15 protein-coding genes are annotated in these 17,268 nt (G+C 35.6%); 8 read left to right on the forward strand and 7 right to left on the reverse strand.

The window, feature by feature from the left end:
* Positions 1-64: 64 nt before the first annotated feature.
* Complete coding sequence (locus tag AC23ME_RS14105) at positions 65-1,276, reverse strand: IscS subfamily cysteine desulfurase (RefSeq protein ID WP_487728417.1); 1,212 nt, start codon at positions 1,274-1,276, stop codon at positions 65-67.
* Positions 1,277-1,429: 153 nt separating this feature from the next.
* Between AC23ME_RS14105 and mce the strand changes: the two genes are divergently transcribed.
* On the forward strand, positions 1,430-1,831 hold the full coding sequence (gene mce / locus AC23ME_RS14110; protein ID WP_487728418.1) for a methylmalonyl-CoA epimerase: 402 nt from the start codon (positions 1,430-1,432) through the stop codon (positions 1,829-1,831).
* Positions 1,832-1,836: 5 nt separating this feature from the next.
* On the forward strand, positions 1,837-2,112 hold the full coding sequence (locus AC23ME_RS14115) for a hypothetical protein (protein ID WP_487728419.1): 276 nt from the start codon (positions 1,837-1,839) through the stop codon (positions 2,110-2,112).
* A 64-nt stretch (positions 2,113-2,176) separates the two neighbouring features.
* Here the strand turns inward: AC23ME_RS14115 and AC23ME_RS14120 are convergent, their stop codons facing one another.
* Positions 2,177-3,424, reverse strand: a complete 1,248-nt coding sequence (locus AC23ME_RS14120; RefSeq protein WP_487728420.1) for a cation:proton antiporter — start codon at positions 3,422-3,424, stop codon at positions 2,177-2,179.
* A gap of 329 nt (positions 3,425-3,753) precedes the next feature.
* Here AC23ME_RS14120 and AC23ME_RS14125 point away from each other — a divergent pair, with 329 nt between their 5' ends.
* From AC23ME_RS14125 to AC23ME_RS14150, 6 genes are all read left to right on the forward strand, one after another.
* Complete coding sequence (locus tag AC23ME_RS14125) at positions 3,754-4,002, forward strand: type B 50S ribosomal protein L31 (protein ID WP_097127424.1); 249 nt, start codon at positions 3,754-3,756, stop codon at positions 4,000-4,002.
* A 71-nt stretch (positions 4,003-4,073) separates the two neighbouring features.
* Complete coding sequence (locus tag AC23ME_RS14130; protein ID WP_487728421.1) at positions 4,074-5,240, forward strand: GlmU family protein; 1,167 nt, start codon at positions 4,074-4,076, stop codon at positions 5,238-5,240.
* A gap of 76 nt (positions 5,241-5,316) precedes the next feature.
* Positions 5,317-6,078: a triose-phosphate isomerase gene (gene tpiA, locus AC23ME_RS14135; protein WP_487728422.1), complete on the forward strand. Its 762-nt coding sequence runs from the start codon at positions 5,317-5,319 to the stop codon at positions 6,076-6,078.
* Between the two features lie 74 nt (positions 6,079-6,152).
* On the forward strand, positions 6,153-6,986 hold the full coding sequence (gene prmA / locus AC23ME_RS14140; protein WP_487728423.1) for a 50S ribosomal protein L11 methyltransferase: 834 nt from the start codon (positions 6,153-6,155) through the stop codon (positions 6,984-6,986).
* An 83-nt stretch (positions 6,987-7,069) separates the two neighbouring features.
* Positions 7,070-8,425, forward strand: coding sequence for a UDP-N-acetylmuramate--L-alanine ligase (locus AC23ME_RS14145; protein WP_487728424.1), 1,356 nt, complete (start codon positions 7,070-7,072; stop codon positions 8,423-8,425).
* Between the two features lie 6 nt (positions 8,426-8,431).
* Positions 8,432-8,779: a helix-turn-helix domain-containing protein gene (locus tag AC23ME_RS14150; protein ID WP_487728425.1), complete on the forward strand. Its 348-nt coding sequence runs from the start codon at positions 8,432-8,434 to the stop codon at positions 8,777-8,779.
* A 100-nt stretch (positions 8,780-8,879) separates the two neighbouring features.
* Here AC23ME_RS14150 and AC23ME_RS14155 read toward each other — a convergent pair whose 3' ends face one another.
* The 5 genes from AC23ME_RS14155 to AC23ME_RS14175 all read right to left on the reverse strand — a co-directional run bounded on the left by AC23ME_RS14155 (position 8,880) and on the right by AC23ME_RS14175 (position 17,266).
* Complete coding sequence (locus AC23ME_RS14155; RefSeq protein ID WP_487728426.1) at positions 8,880-9,998, reverse strand: GNAT family N-acetyltransferase; 1,119 nt, start codon at positions 9,996-9,998, stop codon at positions 8,880-8,882.
* Between the two features lie 81 nt (positions 9,999-10,079).
* Entirely contained in the window at positions 10,080-10,274 is a 195-nt protein-coding gene (locus AC23ME_RS14160) for a hypothetical protein (protein ID WP_487728427.1), read from the reverse strand.
* A 424-nt stretch (positions 10,275-10,698) separates the two neighbouring features.
* On the reverse strand, positions 10,699-13,629 hold the full coding sequence (locus AC23ME_RS14165; RefSeq protein ID WP_487728428.1) for a sensor histidine kinase: 2,931 nt from the start codon (positions 13,627-13,629) through the stop codon (positions 10,699-10,701).
* Positions 13,619-14,401, reverse strand: a complete 783-nt coding sequence (locus AC23ME_RS14170) for a LytR/AlgR family response regulator transcription factor (RefSeq protein ID WP_487728429.1) — start codon at positions 14,399-14,401, stop codon at positions 13,619-13,621. Before AC23ME_RS14170 ends, AC23ME_RS14165 begins: the two co-directional genes overlap by 11 nt.
* Before the next feature lie 48 nt (positions 14,402-14,449).
* The gene (locus tag AC23ME_RS14175) at positions 14,450-17,266 is read right to left on the reverse strand and encodes a carboxypeptidase regulatory-like domain-containing protein (protein ID WP_487728430.1); all 2,817 of its coding nucleotides are present in this window, start codon (positions 17,264-17,266) and stop codon (positions 14,450-14,452) included.
* Positions 17,267-17,268 lie beyond the last annotated feature (2 nt).

Here is a 17,268-nt window from a genome sequence, read left to right on the forward strand (position 1 = left end):
CTTAATTTATTTAATGATCGTCTATTTCAAATCGTAATTCGTAAATCTACAATCGTAACTCGTCTTAGTGTTCTGCCCACTCAATTTTGCTCAAGTCGATACCTTCTTTAAACATTTCCCAAAGAGGAGAAAGATCTCTTAAGTGGTTTACTGCTTTTTTAGTGTTTTCTATTGCGTAATCAACTTCTTCTTCCGTAGTAAATCTACCTAAACCAAAACGTATCGAAGAGTGTGCCAAATCATCAGAAAGACCTAAAGATTTTAACACATAAGATGGTTCTAATGAAGCAGATGTACAAGCAGAGCCAGAAGAAACTGCTAAATCTTTCATTGCCATCATTAAGCCTTCACCCTCAACATATTTGAAAGAAATATTAGCTACGTGAGGTAAACGATGTTGTACGTTACCATTTACATAACTTTCTTCCAATACCGTTAAAGCACTTTCTAACTTATCACGCAAAGCGGATAAACGTTTAGCTTCTTCGTCCATCTCTAAACGACAAAGCTCACAAGCTTTACCTAAACCAACAATACCAGGTACGTTTAGTGTTCCCGAACGCATGCCACGCTCATGACCACCGCCATCCATTTGTGAAGTCACCTTAACTCTTGGATTTTTTCTACGTACATATAAAGCACCAACACCTTTTGGTCCGTACATTTTGTGCGCACTAAAAGCCATTAAGTCAATGCCATCAGCGTTTACATCTACAGGAATTTTACCTACTGCTTGTGTAGCATCAGTAAAAAATAAAGCACCGTGTTTGTGAGCAATAGCAGAAATTTCTTTAATCGGTTGAATTACACCAATCTCATTATTTCCGTACATGATGGTTACCAAAATGGTTTCTGGCGTCATTGCAGCTTCTAATTCAGCTAAATCAATTAAACCATCTTCTTTTACATTTAAATAAGTAACTCTTGCACCTTGTTTTTCTAAGTGTTTGCAAGTATCTAAAACAGCTTTGTGCTCTGTAGTAGCAGTAATGATGTGATTACCTTTATCAGCATACATTTCGAAAACACCTTTGATCGCCAAGTTATCAGCCTCGGTAGCACCAGAAGTAAAGATGATTTCTTTTTCTGTACAGCCAATCAATTTTGCAACTTGTTCACGGGCATAGTCTACACCTTCTTCAGCAACCCATCCAAAAGCGTGGTTACGGCTAGCTGCATTACCAAATTTGTTGGTGAAGTAAGGCAACATTGCTTCTAATACTCTTGGGTCTAGAGGTGTTGTAGCGTTATTATCTAAATAAATAGGAAGTTCCATCTAATCTTGTTTTTTAAAATTTTAGCTGAGCGCTTAACACTTTTCAGCCTTTAACACTACAAAGATACGAAAAAACTTTGCGAACAATTATAAATAATGGCTATGAAGCTATAGATAAAACCTGCATTTTTACATTCTGATAACCTTAAATCTATGAACAAGATAGAACACATTGGGATAGCGGTAGCCGATTTGCAAAAAGCATCTAATTTGTACGAGCAATTGTTAGGTACAAGTTGCTATAAAACAGAGCGAGTAGAGAGTGAAAACGTGGATACTGCGTTTTTCAAAACTGGAGAAAATAAAATAGAATTATTAGCTAGCACAGCTGATGATAGCGCTATTGCCAAGTTTATTGCTAAAAAAGGAGAGGGAATACATCACATTGCTTTTGATGTGGATGATATTTATGCAGAAATGGAAAGGTTAAAGAAGGAGGGTTTTGTGTTGCTGAATGAAGAACCTAAAAAAGGTGCGGATAACAAGTTGATTTGCTTCGTGCATCCAAAGACAACGAATGGGGTATTGATAGAACTTTGTCAGGAGATTAGATGAGCGGAATGTCGTTAGCGAAAATGGTAGGTAAAGACTTTGAATTACCAGAAGATATATCGGAAAACCAATTGCGAGAGGCTTTAATAAAAGCTTTTGAATATCTAGTGGAAGATGATTTTTCTAAACTGGTACAAATTCTTTATCGTGCCGATGTAGACCAAGATAAATTGAAGCAGTTACTGGAAAGTGCCGAAAATTCAAGCTCTGGAGAAGTAATTGCAGATGCTTACATTACTAGGCAAAAAGCAAAATTGGAGATTTGGAATAAGTATTCGAAGTGATGGTTAGCGAAAGACTTACGAAGTTTTTGATACTTCGTAAGTCTAAAAATAACTGTGCTAAAAATTATTCTTCCTCTTTAGAAAGTGCTTTAGTTGCAACCTTTCCAACGCTCAAACCTTGTACAATAATTGAGAAAACTACGATAAAGTAAGTGATTGCTAAAATTACTGGCTTATGCGGGCCTTCATCAATAGATAAGGCCAAGGCAATAGAAACACCACCTCTTAAACCTCCCCAAACCAAAACTTTGATAGTTCCATTACTAAATTTATTCTTAAACGGGATTAACTTCACTGGTACGTAAATCGAAACAAATCTAGCAAACAGCACAATTACGATACTGATACCGCCCATGATCCAGTAATTGGTAATGTTAGGGATAATCAATAATTCAAAGCCAATGAATAAGAATAAGATTGCATTGAAAATTTCGTCAATTAGCTCCCAAAATTTATTCAGATAATCTTTTGTTGTAGCCGACATTGCGGTTCTTTTGCCATAATTGCCAATTACAATACCTGCAGCAACCATGGTTAACGGACCAGAGATGTGCATTCCTCGGGCAATTAAATAACCACCCATTACTACAGATAAGGTGATCAATACCGATACTTTATAATCATCTATTTTACGCATGGCATTGGATGCACCAAGACCTAATAAAGCACCAACTATAAATCCGCCAGCAGCTTCTTTGATTAATAACCAAGAAATGTTGCCAAAGGAAATATCCATATCGCTGCTTTGTGTTAACTGCAAAATAACCGCAAAAACCACAACTGCAACACCATCATTAAACAATGATTCTCCGGCAACTTTGGTCTCTAGTGATTTTTTTACTTTGGCTTCCTTTAAAACACCCATTACCGCAATTGGGTCGGTAGGAGATATCAAAGCTCCAAATAACAAACAGTATAAAAATGGCATTTCTAGTCCCAAAAGAGGAGCTACGTAAAATACAATTCCAGCTACTACAAACGTAGATATAACTACACTTACTGTAGAAAATATCACAATAGGACCTCGCTGCTCCTTTAAATCTTTTAGGTTAATATGTATAGCTCCTGCAAAAAGTAGGAAGTTTAACATTGCTCCCATCAAGACTTCCGTAAAATCTACGTCTCGTAAAAGATTGGAGAAATGAGTAAAAGTATCTGGAAACAAATGTCCCGTAATTACCAAAATGATAGAAGATATCATGGCAATAATCATAATGCCGATGGTAGAAGGTAATTTTAAATATCTAAGATTGATGTACGAAAAAAAAGAGGCGAGAACGATGAGAACGGAAAAAGAATAGTATAACTCCATGAATAAAATTTAAGGATTTTTGAAATAGGTAAGTTCGCAAGGTATTGAAAAAAGCCCTTTTTTGCAAGCTTTGAAGGGATAAAGGCTTTTGTATAGCTCTAGAAAATGGGGAGTCAACTTCAAAACTTCTGAAAATGTAAAAGATATTTGAATGTTTGTTAGCGAATATTTGAAAATATCTTTTTTGTGTTATTGTAGATGTCAAAAATTATCATGATATTTGCACCTCTAAAATTAGAAATAAAAAGATAAGAGATACTCATCAGCATCGTTTGCCAGCAAATTGCAAAGCTTGCGCTGAGGTTTCAAAATAAATTAAATAAATAAAGATGAAAAAAGATTTGCATCCATCAAGCTACAGATTCGTTGTTTTTAAAGATATGTCTAACGAATATTCTTTCTTAACTAAATCTTGTGTTGAAACTAAAGAAACAATTAAATGGGAAGATGGTAACGAGTATCCTCTTTACAAATTAGAGATTTCTCACACTTCACACCCGTTCTATACTGGTAAAATGAAGTTGGTAGATACAGCTGGTCGTATCGATAAATTCAAAAACCGTTACGCTAAGAAATAATTTTAGCTTAAATGATATTTTTTTGAAAGTCCCAAGCGTAAGCTTCGGGACTTTTTTTATTTTTGTTGCTTATGGCAATCAACCTTTTTGATGACAAATCTTGGCTTTCGCTAAGACCTCTAACTTTTACACGCCCTGTAGCAGATTTACGGATAGGCATTTTGACAATCGCCGAAAAATGGGCAAAATATCTTGAAACAGATTTTGGCTATCTTACACAAGATTACCTTAATGTGAAGTACGCTCTGGCTAATACTAACCTTTTTATAAATGGCTCTATTTGTCCGGATGAAGAATTGGTAGAGGCGGTAAGTAATTTGAAAGAGGGTGAAGTTCTGCATGCTGCCGATGTAATTATTGCTTATTATGCTAGTTCATTTAATTACCAGGATGCTTTAAATAGCCTAGAACGGGTTGCATACCTTTCGAGTTTTGTTAAAATAGATTATCCAGAACAAATTTTCGGCTTTAATGATATCGAACTACAAAAGGATTTTGCCTTGCTTACCAAAGGGAGAACTTCTGGAAGGTTAAGTGGCACAAATACCATTTTAGGCGATAATATTTTTGTTGAAGATGGTGCGGTAGCCGAATGTTCTACTTTTAATACTTTGCAGGGACCGATTTACTTAGGTAAAAATAGTCAGGTTTGGGAAGGCTGCCATATAAGAGGCTCGTTTGCTTTGTGCCATAATTCGCAGGTTAAAATGGGTGCTAAAATCTATGGGAAAACAACCATTGGACCTTTTAGTAGAGTAGGTGGCGAAATTAACAATGCTGTAATTTGGGGTTATTCGTCAAAAGGGCATGAGGGGTATTTAGGTAACTCTGTAATGGGACAGTGGTGCAACATCGGCGCAGATAGCAATAACTCAAACTTAAAAAATAACTACGGAGAAGTGCGTTTGTGGGATTATGAAAAAGAGAACTTCAGAAAAACTGGTTTGCAGTTCTGCGGTTTAATTATGGCAGACCACGCTAAATGTGCCATTAATACCATGTTTAATACAGGTACGGTAGCTGGTGTGAGTGCTAACATTTTCGGTAGCGGTTTCCCTCGCAACTTTATTCCAGATTTTGCTTGGGGTGGCGCACATGGATTTGATATTTATGCGTTAGATAAGATGTTGGAGACGGCTGCATTGGTTTATGATCGAAGAGATTTAACTTTGGACGAAACTGAAAAGAACATTATATCTCACATTTTTGAGATGACAAAAGAATATAGACACTTTTAACGGAGGTTGAAAAGTTTGAAAGTTCTACTACAACCTTCAAACTTTATAGCATTCCAACATAAAAACCAAAATAGAAATGAGAAAACAAATTGTTGCAGGAAACTGGAAAATGAATAATGATTACAATGAAGGTGTTTCATTGTTCTCTGAAATTGTAAACATGGTTAGAGACGAGAAAAAAGGCGATCAAATTGCTGTAATCTGTTCTCCAGCTATTCATTTAAACAGCTTAGCGCAGTTGTCATCTGGTATTGTTAAAATTGGTGCACAAAACTGCCACCAAAATGAAAACGGTGCTTACACTGGCGAAACTTCTGCAAAAATGATTAAATCTACAGGTGCAGAATATGTGATTATCGGTCACTCAGAGCGTAGACAATATTTCGCTGAAAGCAATCAATTATTAGCTGAAAAAACAGTTACTGCTTTGGCAAACGGCCTAATTCCAATTTTCTGTATTGGCGAAACTTTAGATGAGAGAAACAATGGAAGTTATTTTCAAGTGATTGAGAAACAACTGGAAGAAGGTGTTTTTGGACTAAGTCAAGCAGATTTTGAGAAAGTGGTATTGGCTTACGAGCCTGTTTGGGCTATCGGTACAGGTTTAACTGCAACTCCAGAGCAAGCACAAGATATCCACGCTTTCATTAGATCTAAAGTAGATGCTAAATACGGAATGAATGTAGCTGATGATACTACAATTTTATACGGTGGAAGTTGTAACGCTAAAAATGCTCCTGATTTGTTCTCACAGCCAGATATTGACGGTGGTTTAATTGGCGGTGCTTCTTTGAAATCTCGTGATTTTACAGATATTGTTAAAGCATTAAATTCTTAATATAAAATTTCGACCATATAAGGCGTATAGGCAAATCTTATATGTGCTTATATGCCTTAAATGGTTTTTAAAATATGGACTACCTAAAAGTAAGTTTTGCCTTTGGTGAAATTGAAGAATATCAGAAAGACTTGCTAATTGCAGATTTAGCTGACATCGATTTTGAAACTTTTGAAGATACAACTAATGGCTTTGATGCTTTTGTGCAAAAAAGTTTATTTGAGGATGTTAAACTTCAAGCTGTTTTGGCTGAGCATCAATCGATAAATGCAAATTATGAAGTAGAGGAAGTTGTTTCTGAGAATTGGAATAAAGAGTGGGAGAGTAATTTCAGTCCGTTAATTATTAGCGACGAATGTTACGTTAGGGCTACTTTTCACGAAGCGCAGCCTCAATATCAATATGAAATTGTAATTGACCCAAAAATGTCTTTTGGTACTGGTCATCATCAAACTACAACCATGATGATGCAATATATTTTAGAAACTGATTTTGCTGGAACTTCGGTTTTAGACATGGGTGCTGGTACAGCAATCTTAGGGATTTTGGCAGCAAAAAGAGGAGCAAAAGATGTAATAGCGATTGATTATGACGAAGTTTGCTACGAGAGTGCTATCGAAAACGCAAAACTAAATCATATCGATAACTTGGTTTCATTGCATGGAAGTAAAGAAGCTATTCCACAACAAACTTTTGATATCATTTTAGCTAACATCAATAGAAACATCCTTTTAGACCAAATTGAAACTTATGTTTCTGTGTTAGAAGAAGGCGGTTTAATTTTCTTCAGTGGTTTTTACGAAACGCCAGATTTGGATATCATAAAATCACATTGTGAGCAGTTTGGTTTAACTTATCAAAACCATAAAAAAATAGATAACTGGGTTTCGGCCAAGTTTATAAAATAATTGAATGATAGGATGAGTGGATTTTGAATAAACATAATGTAAATTCAATCATTCAAAATTCAGTCATTCAATAATTGATAGGTATGAAAATTCATTTAATAGCCATCGGTGGTGCGGCAATGCACAATTTAGCCATCGCTTTACACAAAAAAGGTTTTGAAGTTACGGGTTCTGATGATGTAGTTTACGAACCTTCTAAAAGCCGACTGGATAAATATGGTTTATTGCCAGCTGAAATGGGTTGGGATGAAAGTCGTATTACTCGAGATATTGATGCTATTATTTTGGGGATGCACGCTCGTGTAGATAATCCTGAGTTGTTGAAGGCGCAGGAATTAGGCTTGAAAATCTATTCTTACCCTGCCTACATCTACGAGCAATCTAAAGAAAAAATTAGAGTAGTTATTGGAGGAAGTCATGGTAAAACGACTATCACTTCGATGATTTTACATGTGTTGAATTATCACCAAAAAGAGTTCGATTATTTAGTTGGTGCTCAATTGGCTGGTTTTGACACGATGGTAAAAATAACTGATACCGCACCTATTATGGTAATAGAAGGAGATGAATATTTAGCGTCACCGATTGATAGAAGACCTAAATTCCATTTATATCATGCTAATATTGCTGTAATTAGCGGCATTGCTTGGGACCATATCAACGTGTTTCCAACTTTTGCAGATTACGTAGAACAGTTTGCAAAGTTTATCGATACTATTACGGCAAAAGGAAAGCTAATTTATTGTGAGTTGGATGAGGAATTAAAGAACACCGTAGCGCAGTCAGCTGCTGATGTGATTAAAATACCTTACGGAATTCCTGCGCATGAAGTTAAAGATGGTGTGAGCTATTTATTGCCGCAACAAACGCCTTTGAATGTATTTGGCGATCATAACTTGATGAACCTAAATGCGGCTAAACAAGTATGTGCGCAATTGGGAATTGATGAGGAAGGTTTCAATGCTGCGATTAGCTCTTTTGCTGGTGCTGCAAAACGTTTAGAGTTAATTAGTGCTGTAAATCAAACCAATGTTTATAAAGATTTTGCGCATTCGCCATCGAAGTTAAAAGCGACTATTCATGCGGTAAAATCTCAGTTTACCAATAGAAAATTGGTGGCTTTTATGGAACTGCATACGTTCAGTAGCTTAAACAAAGAGTTCTTGAAGGAATATAAAGGCGCTATGAGCGATGCTGATTTGGCCATTGTTTATATCGATGCCAAAACCTTTGAACAAAAGAAAATGCAGCCCTTAACTGAGCAAGATATTAAGTTAGCTTTCGAGGATGATAATTTGCTATATTTCGACGATGCTGCTAAGTTAGAAGCTTACCTAAAAAGCTTAAATTATCAAAATACTAACTTGTTGATGATGAGTTCTGGTACTTATGCGGGCTTAGATTTACCAAAATTTGCAACTGAATTAAAAACAAAGTAATTCGTTTTGGCTAATCAGAAGTTGATATCGGAAATAGCGGCAAACATCAAGCAGCTTCGATTAGCAAAAGCTAAAGGTCAAACCGAAGTGGCTACTGCATTGAAAATTTCGGTTGCGGCTTTGTCTAAAATAGAAAATGGACAAACTGATATCAATGTTTCTAGGTTGGCGCAAATTGCCAAATATTTCGGAGTTTCTGTGGGTTCAATTATTTCAAAGGAAGTAAAGACGTCAATTTCTCAAGATGTCGTAGAGGAAATTGCTGAACTAAAAAAGCAACTTTTAGAGAAGGAAGCTGAAGTAGTAAAGTTGCAGAAAAAAGTAATTGATTTGTACGATAAGTTGGGACTTTGATATTTCGTCATTGCGAGGTACGAAGCAATCTTACAACGTCAAACTATGGCTTTAAGATTGCTTCGTACCTCGCAATGACGACCCGGATAAAAAAAATATCTTAAAACGTCTTCCTCAAGGTCAAATGTTTCTTGCCGAATTTAGCACCAGTAGCTTCATGTAATGACAACATCTTGTCATTAAAATCGCCAACCCAAGAAAGCTCCAATTCAGTATACTGATTTTTAGGCAATACATGTTCTCCTAATTTGATGAACAATGCAGACTCTAAACCGTGTTTTTGGAATTTCTGTTTAGTACCCATCACAACGGCCCTCATTCTACTTACACCAACCCAACGTCTGTAAGCAAATTTCAGTTTCTCCCACAACCCTAACTTTCCATTTAGGTCTTTAATCATTTGGTTAGCGTCTGGAATCAGCACAGTGAATGATGCTGGTTCTCCATCTACGTAAGAAAACCAAATCAATTTTTCGTCCATTATTACTTCCATTTGCTTAAAACTTTCTTGCAAAGTTTCTTTTTTGATGGGAACAAAATTCTCAAAATCTTGCCATCCATCATTGTAAATTTCCATCAAATCGTTAATGTACTTTTCGGCATTTTTCTTTCTAAAATATTCAAAAGAATAACCAGGTTTAGCTGCTACCCAATTTGCAATTTTTGTAAAACGGGCAGGAAAGGGGATGGTTAAATCTATGATGTTTGTGATTTGTTCATAAGCAGTAGTAAAGCCGTAGTTGCTAAATAACTGAAGATAATAGGGCAAATGATAATTCATACCATAGGAAGCCGACGTAAAGCCTTCTACCAATAACCCCCAAAAGCTATCATTCTCGCCAAAGTTGATAGGACCTTCCATCGCTTTCATTCCTTTTTCTTCCAACCAGCTTTTTGCGGTGTCAAATAGAAAATTAGCTGCGGCTTGGTCATCAATACATTCAAAAAAGCCAATTCCGCCAGTTGGCACTTCGTAGCCGTAAGCTTTTTTCTCATTCACAAAAGCGGCAATTCTACCAATTATTTTATTCTGGTCGTCAATAAAAATCCATCTAACGCACTGTCCGTGTTTGAAGAATGGATTTTGTTCAGTATCGAATACTTTCTCTACGTCTTGATCTAAAGGTCTGATATAGGCTTTATCATTACTGTAAAGCTTTTCAACTATATTAAGAAAATGTTGCTGGATTTTACTATTGCTAACTATTACTGCTTTCATACACTCACTGTGAGGGGCTAAAATAACAAAAGCCTCGGAATTTCGGGGCTTTTGTTGAGGTAATCTTTATAGAATTACTATCTAGTAGTCGTCATCATCGTCGTCGTCAAAACTATCGAACGTATCAATGTCATCAAGAGGCATGTCTAAAACATCTTCATCCTCATCTACATTTCTTTCATCTTGGATGTCATCTAATTCTTCATCCGTTTCTTCTTTCTTAGAATTTGGCTTGCCACTTGGCTTGTTTTGGATAGGTTTTTTTGGCGATTTCATTACACAAAAAATGTTTAATAGTTCGAAAGTTAAATGCGCTACTTAAAGTTACAAAAATCTTTTTTAAAATAGAAGATAGCTCTGTTTGTTTATTTTAATGGTGCCAAAAATAGAATAAAAACCACTTTTGAAGAACTTTTTTTCAAAATTTTATCAGCCTTGTTTTCAGTGTTATAAAATGGTTTGAAAACAAAAAAGCGTCCTAATTATGAAAATCGGGACGCTTTTAACACACAAATGAAACCTGAATTGAGATATACTTTTAGGTTAGGTTAAAATAATATCTTTTGTCAATCCTATATGAACGTTCTCAGAACAAACAATTAATGTTTGCTTAATTTCTTATAACAAGTTTAATACAAAAAATACGAATGCAGACACCTATTTAGTGAATGGTATAAATATTTGAGTAAACGGTAAATTGTTACGTAAACGGTACTGTTATCGATACAATTGTGCCTGATTTACCGTTCTGTTTTATGTCCAGATGTATAGCTTTTGCTTCAATTTTATTCAATAGGTTGATACGTTCTTTTGTTAACATCATTCCTTTGCTTTGATGACCATCCTTTTTACTTGCTAAAGAATTGTCTATGCCTATGCCATCATCTATAATGGTAATCAACAAGTTTTCGTCTTCCTTACCAATTTTTATCGCAACCTTGCCACCTTCTTCTTTGGGCATAATGCCATGCCAAATCGCATTTTCTATAAATGGTTGCAACAACATTGAGGGTATGCGTGTTTCATCGCTGTCTATTGTCCGATCCATATTAATCTCATACTGGAACTTCTCTCCAAATCGGTTTTTTTCGAGGCTTAAATATAGATTAAGGTAATTGATTTCTTCTTCCAGAGAAATATAGCTCTGTGTACATATCTCCAAATTTTTCCTGATTAGCCTAGCAAACCCCGTGAGCACTTTATTTGCCGAATTTGTATTTTTAGTATTGATAAAATGCTGTATAGAATTCATCACATTAAATACAAAATGCGGATTCATCATAGCTTGCAGCGCTTGCTGTTCCAACATCAATATCCTATTTTTTAGCAGTAATTGCTCTTGTTCTTTATTTTTTTGCCTTTTGGTGATGCTTACACCAATTAAATAGATGAGATAACCACCAATACCCAAAGCAATTGCAATAAACCACCAGGTTTGATAAAAGCGTTTTTGTAAATTGAGTTTCACTTTGGCAGGCTCGCTCCAATCACTGTTCTGACTTTTTGCACTAATCTCGAACACGTATTCTCCAGGTTCCAGAGAGGATAATTCTAATTTTCGGTTTTTAGTTTCTATCCAATTTCCGGTACTTTTTAAACGATATTTATAAGTGATATTTCTATTTTTAAAGTCGATGGCACTGTAAGTAATCGTTAAATTTTGTTCATGTGGCGCTAAGTTGAAGCTACGTTTATTGAGATCTAACGTGGTTTTATTTTTTAAAATAGAATTGATGTAGATTTTAGGTGGGTTGCTGTGCTGTAAAGATTGGTTGTAGGCGAAGTAAACCAATCCATTATTAGTTGCAAAGTATGCGGTATCCTTATCTATGTAAAGATCGTTCAAATCATCAGAAAGCATCCCGCTTACGTCATCGAAACTGCTGATGTTCACTTTTCCATTTTTTATAGCAATTCTGTTAATACCGGTGTTGCTAATAGCCCATAGATAATCGCCGCGTACAAATAGTTTATTGATAATGTTATTGTTCAACCCTTTTTGGTGATTAAGAATGTGCTTAATTTTTCCATCCCTTAAAATTACGATCCCATAACCGTCGGTTGCCATGGCCATACTACCATCCGCCAGTTGGCGTATATCGTTTATCCTTTTAGTTAATATTGGATATTTCTGATAATGCTTGTTGAGTTTATTGTGGTTAAATTCTGATAGTCCGCTGACGTTAGAGAACCAAAGATTTTGCTCTTTGTCGTAAAACACACGGTAGGAACGATCTTTGAAAAAGTCTTCTAGTTCCTTATACTTTAGGGAAGAAAATGCCAATTCATTTCTGTCGTTAATAATTACTACGCCCGACGACAAAGAGAGCGTGAGTTTAGAGGTACTATCTATCGCGAAGTTTTTTACCACAAACATGTGGTTGTTAACTTCTCGAAGAAATTTAAAATCAGTTGTGCTCGGATAATTGCTGCTCACCGAACCCAAGCCATAATCTGAAGCAAAGAATATGCGTTTATCCTTTTTATCTACAACTAACTGCTTAATAGTATTGTATTTATTTGGATCTGGGAGTGTAATTTTTTTGGTTGCTTTTGTTTTTAAATCTAAGATGTTGATGATACCATTATTGCTGCCCAGCCATAAGCGATTGTTTTTATCTTTTGCAATACTTTTAATTACAGCGTCGGACAGACCGTTTTCTTTGCTAATGGTATAGAGTTGATCTTTTATTTTAGGCAATTTGTAAACCCCACTTTTAGTGGTAAACCATAAATTACCTTCGTTGTCTCTTATGGTTTGGTTCACACTTACACCACGTAGAAATTCTTTTTCTCCAGTGCCATCAAGGTTTATTCCTTTAACGCCATTATTGTTCGTAAACCACAATTTCTTTTCACCAAGCAAAATATAGCCAATATCAGACTGAAGTAATTCGGGACTTATTTTTAATACCTGTTTTGTAGTTTTCTTGCTAAAGATATTTAGCCCCTGCTGGTTTAAGAAATAAATTTCGCCATTTGCGTAGTTAATTGCTTTATAAGATATAGGGTTGATACTAACTTTTGTTGGAACAAAATAGCCATTAGAAAAGATGAAGTTAGCCGTGTTGTTTACCGCTCGGATGTTTTGTTGTTCATCTTCATAAAGAAATGCATTTTGATATCTGGAAGCGATGCTGTTTGAAATTATTTTCGTGGTTTTTTGTCCATCCCAAATGCCTATGACATTGTTGTTCGTGCCAAACCACAATTTGCCCTTGCTGTCTTCTAAAAATGAAACTACTACGCCATTAAAATTCAGTTCTTTTAACGCAGTATTGTTTTTCTCATTATGGATTTTTCCATCCAAAAAATAACTTAACTGACCGTTAAGCGCCATAAACCAAATTCTACCTTTACTATCTTGTCTCATCTGTAAAATTTGATTGTCGGGCAAACCGTCATCTACTGAGAAATTTTCAAATACAGAGCCGTCAAATCTACTAACTCCGGCATCGGTTGCAATCCAAATGAAACCTTTTTGGTCTTGTAAAGTGTAGTAGCAGTTGTTGCTAGGCAAGCCATCTTTTGTAGTATAGTGCGGCAGGTAAACGCTTTGAGCATAGCTTGTCTCCTGGCAAAATATCACCAAAAAACAAAAACTCACTATGGTTAATAAGCTATTTTTCACTTTGTAGTTGACCGTAGTGTTTCATCTTCTCAAAAAAATCGCTAGCTCTACGCCTTGAAACTATGATATTTTCTCCATTCGAAAGCGATAATACCAGTCCGTTTTTATTATTGTATTCTTTTACATATTTTAGGTTAACAATACTCGATTTGTGTATCCTCATAAAACGTTCTTCGGGCAAAATTTCCTCGTAATCCTTAAGCACTTTAGAAACTGTGATTTTTTCGGTGTTCTTTAAATGGAAGATAGAGTAGTTACTGTCTGCTTCTATGTGAATAATGTCGTCTACATCAACTAACCGATAACCCTGTCCGTTGGGTAAGGTTATCCTGTTAACACCTTTTTGCTCTTTTAAATCATCCTCCAAGTTTTTAAGGCTCGAATTTCTGGCAAAAGCATTGTTTAATTGCTGATGCTTCACAGCTTTTTCTACGGCGGCAATTAATTCATCGATATCTATAGGTTTCAGTAAGTAATCTAAAGCATTTGCTTTAATTGCTTTTAAGGCGTATTGATCGTAAGCTGTGGTAAAAACAACGGTTGCGTTAGCTTCCTGTGCCTGTGGAATTAGAGAAAAGCCATTCTCTCCCGGCATGGCAATATCCAAGAAAATCAAATCAATTTCATGGCTTTGTAGTAAGGTTCTGGCTTCGTTAACAGACTTGGCTATACCGCAAATGTTTACATCAGGACAGTTTTCCTGTAGTAAAAAATATAATGAAGAACGTGCAAATTCCTCATCATCAACAATAATGGTATTTAGTGCTGCCATGTTTTAGTTTGGCTCAATTTATTAAAAATAACACTAAAAGGGAAATGCTTACTTCTTCGCTTTGTCGTTAAAGCCAAATTTACGTGGGTAATAGGAAAGGGTAGCCATAAAATATTGCTGCAATACATTTCTGGTAGAGGTAGAGAAGCCATTTGTTTGGGCAAAATTCATTACGCTCTGGTTTTGACGTAAAATATCTAAAGCCGAAAGTTTGATTTCTGCATTGTTACCTTTTGTAAAACGATAGGTTACATTGGCGTTCCAGATGGTAAAATTAATGGTTTCTCCCACCGATGGATTATTGTTGTTATAGCTAATATTTGAATTTACAGAGAATTTTTTAGTGAAATTATAATTGGTACTTAAGCTAGAAGTAAGCGTTACGTTACTAAATTGGCTGTTGAGGCTACGCTGTTTAGATGAACTGTTTTGTATGCTCTGCTTGGCTTCTAAACCCAATTTGTCTTTATAACTGAAGAAGGTTGAAATTGAATTGTCAATGTTCAGATTATCTGAAAAGTTGAAAATATTATTGGTGTAGGTAGGTCTTTTGCTAATATTGCCCGAAGTAAAGTAGGCCAGTTGCAATTCGCTACTTTTAAATTTGATCGATTTACGGATGTTTCCATTGAAGCGGGCATATTTGCTGCCATCTGCGTTGGTTAAAAACACATCTCTACGATTTTGTTGATTAATTAAAATACTGTCTACAATTGCATCGCTAATTTGACCAATGGCACCAGACAAATAGAAATTTAAGGTGTTTTTGTTCTTCATGTCGTTATGACTAAAGGACAAATTCAAAGTACGATCAACCTCTTCTTTTAAGTTAACATTGCCTCTTTGTATATAATATTGATTGTTATTGTCTATTAAAGGAGCAAGCTGTTGCAACGTTGGTATGCGAATGTTTGTGCCAAAACTTAGGTTGATACTTTGAAAGTAGTTTCCTGTTTGCTGATTGTAAGCATTGACCGCGAAACCTGGCAAAAAGTTGCTGTAATTCCTTTTAATATTTTGAAATGCTTTGTCGGAATTATTGTTTTGGTTGATGAACTGTTGTGCAGCAAATAGTTTTAAAGTTAAATTCTTGTAGTATCTATTGCTCAGGTTTTTGGTAAACTGCTTGCTAAGTATCATACCTGGCATAAAATCTACCTGGTTGGTTTGTGTTTGATTGGTTAGGTCACTGTTTTGCTGATAGGCATTGTTGTTAAAATCTTCTACTACGTTATTGTCTGTATTGTTACTCAAATTTAGTCTTCCGTTTATTTCTAGGTCGAAGTTGGAAAGTTTTGCATCCTTAAATAACAAAGATCTAAGATTGGGTAAACCAAAACTGAACTCTTGTCTGAGCCTTTTTGATTGCGTTTGGTAGCGCCTGTTAATATCTAAGTTGTTCGCATTGTTTAGCAAGTCCCGGTACTGGGTAATTTCAGTTCTATCGTTAGCATTATCTGCTGCAGAAAGATTATAGCCCGCATTGAGGCTTTTGAAACGGCTTTTCCAGTTGTTATAATTGTTGTAGCTATAGTCGGCGTTAAATGAGAAGCTTTTGTTGTCGAAATTGCCGCTGGTAGTGGCATTGTTGGTACTAGTCAACTGACCTGCGTTGTTTCTGGCGTTTCGCAAATTTACACTTTCGTTTTCTCCATTGTCTAAATTCATGGTTTGCTTAATATCTAAACGATGGTTTTTCCTGTAATAGTTGTAGCCAGAATTAAAACGGTGGCTATTGTTAGTGTTGTCACTATTACTGGTACTGTTAGAGAAGAGCTGATTATTGGCAGCTAATACTGTTGTGGTTTGTGTTTCTCGCTCGTTAATACTGTTTAAATTTTTGAAATAGTAGCTGGCATTTACGACATTTTTATTGTTCCACTCTTTGCTGTCGGGTTTAAAGTTATAGGTCATTTGGGTACCAATAACATTGCCTTTATTTAGCCCTTCTTGCCTAAAATCCGATTGATATTCTACGCTTGTGCCTACGCCTTTGTAAGTGCTATTTCGTATCAGCGTGTTTATGTCATTTGGAATTTTATTGACATCGTTACTGGCACCAATAATGGCTAATTGCAGTTTTGGCGTGTTTAAATTAATATTTCCATCAAATTGGTAATGATTATCAGTTCCGTAACCTATACCAATTTTACCAAAATAGTTTCTGTCTTTACCTTTCTTCAGTTTTAAATTGGCCACCAAATTACTGTCAAGCGGTTTGTCCCTATCTGCAGTATTAAAAATCTGTATTTTTTCTAAAGCATTTTTAGGGATGTTTTGCAGAGCGATTTTGTTATCTCCACCAAAAAAGTCTTTTCCATTTACCAACAAACGTTTAATTTCTTTACCATTTACGGTGATTAATCCATCGCCCCAAACAGTAATATTGGGCACTTTTTTAAGCAAATCTTCTACTGTGGCATTAGTGTCTAATTTAAAAGCAATGGCATTAATTTCTAAAGTGTCGTTATTGTAGGTAATTGGCGGTACAGAAATAGTTACCTCCTTTAAAGTTACATCTTGCGGATTTAAAATAAGTGTCTTTAAGTCAAGTAAAGTTTGTCCTTTAGGTATGGTAATGTTTTTTCTCAAAGTTTGATAACCTACATTGCTAATATCTATGCGTAGTTGTTGGTCAATAGGTACATTCACAAATTTAAACTCGCCGTAATTGTTGCTCAGCTGATAATTTATGATAGTATTGTCAGGCTTGTAGATTGATACTGTAGCCGATTTTAACACATAATTATGAACGGTATCTCTAACAACTCCTTTAATTACACCTTGGTGAGGCGTAGTGGTTTGGGCATTAAGAGATAATGTTAAGCAGAAAAGGCTAAACAGAGAGAGCAAGCGTTTAAACATAA

It is taken from the genome of Pedobacter sp. T50_32 (assembly GCF_057652195.1).

Coding starts and splice junctions, on each gene's coding strand:
- AC23ME_RS14105 (WP_487728417.1), bottom strand. CDS start 1,276: ATGGAACTTCCTATTTATTTAGATAATAACGCTACAACACCTCTAGAC.
- mce (WP_487728418.1), top strand. CDS start 1,430: ATGAACAAGATAGAACACATTGGGATAGCGGTAGCCGATTTGCAAAAA.
- AC23ME_RS14115 (WP_487728419.1), top strand. CDS start 1,837: ATGTCGTTAGCGAAAATGGTAGGTAAAGACTTTGAATTACCAGAAGAT.
- AC23ME_RS14120 (WP_487728420.1), bottom strand. CDS start 3,424: ATGGAGTTATACTATTCTTTTTCCGTTCTCATCGTTCTCGCCTCTTTT.
- AC23ME_RS14125 (WP_097127424.1), top strand. CDS start 3,754: ATGAAAAAAGATTTGCATCCATCAAGCTACAGATTCGTTGTTTTTAAA.
- AC23ME_RS14130 (WP_487728421.1), top strand. CDS start 4,074: ATGGCAATCAACCTTTTTGATGACAAATCTTGGCTTTCGCTAAGACCT.
- tpiA (WP_487728422.1), top strand. CDS start 5,317: ATGAGAAAACAAATTGTTGCAGGAAACTGGAAAATGAATAATGATTAC.
- prmA (WP_487728423.1), top strand. CDS start 6,153: ATGGACTACCTAAAAGTAAGTTTTGCCTTTGGTGAAATTGAAGAATAT.
- AC23ME_RS14145 (WP_487728424.1), top strand. CDS start 7,070: ATGAAAATTCATTTAATAGCCATCGGTGGTGCGGCAATGCACAATTTA.
- AC23ME_RS14155 (WP_487728426.1), bottom strand. CDS start 9,998: ATGAAAGCAGTAATAGTTAGCAATAGTAAAATCCAGCAACATTTTCTT.
- AC23ME_RS14160 (WP_487728427.1), bottom strand. CDS start 10,274: ATGAAATCGCCAAAAAAACCTATCCAAAACAAGCCAAGTGGCAAGCCA.
- AC23ME_RS14170 (WP_487728429.1), bottom strand. CDS start 14,401: ATGGCAGCACTAAATACCATTATTGTTGATGATGAGGAATTTGCACGT.
- AC23ME_RS14175 (WP_487728430.1), bottom strand. CDS start 17,266: ATGTTTAAACGCTTGCTCTCTCTGTTTAGCCTTTTCTGCTTAACATTA.